We start from the raw sequence: 3,350 nt of genomic DNA on the forward strand, positions 1-3,350 counted from the left end.
AAGCTGGAGGCGCTGAACACGGAACTGAAAGACCTGCTGAATTCACCCGGGCTGAACCCCGATTCGCCGCAGGAACTGATGCGCGCCCTGCACCGCAACGGCATCGAGGTGAAGAGCACGCGGCAGTGGGAGCTGAAGGAATCCAGCCATCCGGCCATCGAACCGCTCCTCGCCTATAAAAAACTGTCCCGCCTGCACACCGCAAACGGCTGGGCCTGGCTGGATGCCTGGGTGACGGACGGCCGCTTCCAGCCCGAGTATGTGGTGGGCGGGGTGGTGTCCGGGCGCTGGGCTTCCCGCGGCGGCGGCGCCCTGCAGATCCCGCGCCAGATCCGCGGCGCCGTCCACGCGGCTCCGGGCCACAAACTCATCGTCGCGGACGCATCCCAGCTGGAACCACGGGTTCTGGTGGCCTTGGCGCAGGACTCGAAAATGGCGGAGGCCGCGCGGGACAAGGACCTGTATGCGGGCATCGCAGCGCAGGGCTTCGGCGGCGACCGTGCCAAGGCAAAGGTGGCCCTTCTGGGCGCGATCTACGGTGCCACCACCGGGGAATCCGGGCGGCTCATGCCGCAGCTGGCGAAGACCTACCCACGCGCCGTCGGCTTCGTGGAGCAGGCCGCACGCGAGGGCGAAGCGGGCGGCACCGTCACCACCCGGCTGGGGCGGAGCAGCCCGCCGCCGTCGGAACACTGGTTCCGGAGCCAGCAGTCGGCGTCGGCCGAGGAACAGCGCCGGGCCGAAGCGATCGCCCGCTCCCGGGGCCGTTTCACCCGCAACTTTGTGGTGCAGGGCTCGGCCGCTGACTGGGCGGCGTGCTGGCTGGCGGATTTACGACGGCGGCTGCGCGCCCTGCGTGCCGAGCGTTCCGTTCAGGCGGAGCTGGTCTTTTTCCTCCACGATGAGGTCATGGTTCACGCCCCGGAGGCCGGGGTTGCGGCCTGCGTCCGCGCCATCGAGGAGGCCGCCAGTGCCGCGAAGGAACTCCTGTTCGGGCCCATCCCTGTCGAGTTCCCGGTCAGCGTTGCAGTGGTGGATTCCTACGACAACGCGAAATAAAGCACTCAGTTAGTCCGGCGTAACCTACCCGCAAGTAGCTGGCCGAGCCGTTGTGGCCGAGGTTACAGTCAGGGAAGCGACTGATGCAGACGGTTCAGCTACACATGCAAAGACGCATCACAGGGGAGGTCCGGCAGATGGCGGGCAAATTTGAAATTCACCGTGTAAGCAACGGGTGCTACCGGCTCAGGCTTACCGACTCGCACGGAAACACTATTGCAGTGTCACCCGATTACAAACATCTCAGCGCAGTGAAGGAAGGCATCAAAGCATTGCGCGAAAATGCGGCCACCGGCATCGTTGTGGATCTTCGCCAGCCGCCTCAGGCCAGCTGAGCCACGCCGTCCGTTTGGCCGCGGCGCGCGGCTGGCCGGACGCCGGCAGTTGACGCCGCCTGGCCCGGTTCAAGCCCGGTTCAAGCCCGGTCAGAAAGCAACCCGGTGGACGCGGGTCCGGTCCCAAGGGACGGCCCAGCCCAGCTGTTCGAAGAGCCCGTCCAGAATAATTCCGGTGAATCCCCAGACGAGCACGCCCTCGACCGCGAAGCCGGGGCTGCTGAATGTTCTGCCCTCCCGGCTCACCGTCGCGGTCACCCGGTTGGCCGGGTCCAGCAGGTCGCGGACCGGGACCCGGAACACCTGCGCCGATTCGCCGTAGTCAACCACACGGACGGGCGACGGCGAGGCCCACCACCCCAGAACGGGCGTCACCAGGAAGTTACTCCGGGCGAGCCCGAGTTCCTGGAGAGTGCCCAGGACCTCCACCCCTGCTGAGTCCAGGCCGGTCTCCTCCTCCGCTTCCCGCAGGGCGGCGGCAACCGGGGTCTCGTCCGGGTCGATGCCCCCGCCTGGGAAGGCGACCTGGCCCGGATGGGAGCCCAGTGTATGGGCGCGCTCCAGCAGGAGGACATCAAGATCCGCTGCGGCAAGGGGTTCAGCGGAAGCGGCCGGGATATCGTCCAGCACGCCGAACAGCATGAGGACCGCGGCCCGGCGGGCGATGGTCTCGTCCACGGTCAGCGCCGCCCAGAGGGTGTTGGGCGCCGTGACATCCCCGTTGTCCGATCGTTGCACCAGCCGGATCAGGTCCTGGCGGGCGCTCACAGGGCCCGCCTCTGGGATTCCATCCGGATTTCCGCGGCGCGGTGGGTTTCGGCGAGCAACCGCTCCAGAAGGGGTTCACTGCCGGGCGCCAGCTCATACTTCAGCAGCCTCGCGGCCTTCCCCGGATCGGTCTCCCCGAGCCCGTAGCTGGGGCACCAGTTGGCCACCGGACACGCACCACACGCCGGCTTGCGGGAATGGCACACCCGCCGGCCGTGGAACACCACGCGATGGGACAGCATGGTCCAGTCCCTGGGTTCAAACAGTTCAGCCACATCAAATTCGATCTGGACAGGGTCCTCGGACGCGGTCCAGCCGAAGCGCCGTGCCAGCCTGCCGAAGTGGGTGTCCACCGTAATCCCGGGGACGCCGAAAGCGTTGCCCAGAACCACGTTGGCGGTCTTGCGTCCCACCCCGGGCAAGGTCACCAGATCCTCAAGCCTGCCGGGAACCACGCCGTCGTACTCGTCCACCAGGCGCGTGGCAAGGGCCAGCAGGTTCCTGGTTTTGGCCCGGAAGAAGCCGGTGGGCTTGATGATGGCTTCGAGTTCGGCCGTGTCAGCTTCTGCCATGTGCCGGGCATCCGGAAAACGCGAAAACAGGAGCGGAGTGATCGCATTGACCGTGACGTCCGTGGTCTGGGCGGACAGGACCGTGGCGACCAGGAGCTCGAATGGGTTCCGGAAATCCAGTTCCGCGTGCGCGTAGGGGTACTTCTCCGCCAACACCCGGTTGATTCGCCGCGCCCGGCGCTTGAGCGCCAGCAGGGACTCGGATGTGGCCACCCGGGACGCTAGCCGCGCTCGATGTTGCTGAGGTCGCGGAGCACGCCTACCCGGCCGTCGGTGTGCTGGACGAGGAACTCGTGGCCCCGGTCCTCCAGCGCCAGCACCCAGCCGCCAGGTTCAATGACGAAGGAAGGGGCACCCGTGCGCGGGTCCACGGCCGTACGGTGCTGGGCCACGGCGAACCAGAACGCCTCGTGCGCGGGCTGCTCATCGGTCTCTTCCGGCCGGCTGGCAGGGTCCACGGTGGCACCGATCGGCTCCACGTTCCGTACCTGCTGGGGCACCACCTGCTGGTGCACCGCCGTCGCGGCGGGTTCCGAAGCCGCCTGCCGGGCGGAGGCAGCGGCGGGCGCCAGGCCGTCGTCGTGGCTCCGGCGGGCGTCGTGGGTCAGATCCTCAC

Annotated in this window: 4 protein-coding genes and 1 pseudogene; 2 read left to right on the forward strand and 3 right to left on the reverse strand. The window is 67.8% G+C overall.

What is annotated here, in order from left to right; all coding sequences use genetic code 11:
* Positions 1–1,059 (forward strand): bifunctional 3'-5' exonuclease/DNA polymerase (locus DBR22_RS08905; RefSeq protein ID WP_108598718.1); only part of this gene is annotated, 1,059 nt, incomplete at its 5' end.
* A gap of 83 nt (positions 1,060–1,142) precedes the next feature.
* Positions 1,143–1,394, forward strand: a complete 252-nt coding sequence (locus DBR22_RS08910; RefSeq protein WP_308810195.1) for a YegP family protein — start codon at positions 1,143–1,145, stop codon at positions 1,392–1,394.
* Between the two features lie 90 nt (positions 1,395–1,484).
* On the opposite strand, the gene DBR22_RS08915 is transcribed toward DBR22_RS08910, so the two are convergent.
* The 3 genes and pseudogenes from DBR22_RS08915 to DBR22_RS08925 form a co-directional block, all read right to left on the reverse strand.
* Complete coding sequence (locus DBR22_RS08915) at positions 1,485–2,162, reverse strand: NUDIX hydrolase (protein ID WP_108598719.1); 678 nt, start codon at positions 2,160–2,162, stop codon at positions 1,485–1,487.
* Positions 2,159–2,947: an endonuclease III gene (gene nth / locus DBR22_RS08920; protein ID WP_108598720.1), complete on the reverse strand. Its 789-nt coding sequence runs from the start codon at positions 2,945–2,947 to the stop codon at positions 2,159–2,161. The genes DBR22_RS08915 and nth overlap by 4 nt, the downstream gene beginning before the upstream one ends.
* An 8-nt stretch (positions 2,948–2,955) precedes the next feature.
* Positions 2,956–3,350 (reverse strand): annotated as a pseudogene (locus tag DBR22_RS08925) (hypothetical protein); the annotation flags it as partial.

Source organism: Arthrobacter sp. HMWF013, assembly GCF_003061105.1.
Lineage (GTDB): Bacteria > Actinomycetota > Actinomycetes > Actinomycetales > Micrococcaceae > Arthrobacter.